This is a genomic window from Bradyrhizobium sp., from assembly GCF_016462955.1.
Lineage (GTDB): Bacteria > Pseudomonadota > Alphaproteobacteria > Rhizobiales > Xanthobacteraceae > Bradyrhizobium.
This window is the reverse complement of record NZ_JAEMSD010000810.1, coordinates 1,536-2,002: the sequence shown is the minus strand read 5'-3', so window position 1 is coordinate 2,002 and position 467 is coordinate 1,536. Positions and strand designations below refer to the sequence as shown.

General features: G+C 65.1%; 1 protein-coding gene. It reads left to right on the top strand.

Annotated elements, in window-relative coordinates; all coding sequences use genetic code 11:
• Positions 1-467: precorrin-8X methylmutase (locus tag JHD07_RS38705; RefSeq protein WP_291631805.1), on the top strand; the 467-nt coding region annotated here is incomplete at both ends.

The window sequence follows — 467 nt, the reverse complement described above, 5'->3', positions numbered from 1 at the left end:
GCGATCTACCGGCAGTCCTTCGCGACCATCCGCGCAGAGGCGGATCTCGATCACTTCACCGCGGAAGAAGAGATCGTCGTTGTCAGGATGATTCATGCGGCAGGCATGATCGGTTTGGAAGCGCACGTGCGATTTACGCCCGGCATGGCGCAGGTTGCGCGTGCCGCAATCGAACGCGGCGCGCCTATCCTGTGTGATGCACGCATGGTGAGCGAGGGCATCACCCGGCCCCGCCTTCCGGCCCGCAACGAAGTGATCTGCACCCTTCATGACGCGCGCGTGCCGGCGATGGCGCAGGAGATGGGCACCACGCGTTCAGCAGCCGCGATCGAGTTCTGGCGGCCGCATCTCGGCGGCGCGGTCGTCGCCATCGGCAATGCGCCGACGGCGCTGTTCCATCTGCTGAACATGCTGGAAGATCCCGCCTGTCCGCGACCCGCAGCGATCATCGGTTGTCCGGTCGGTTT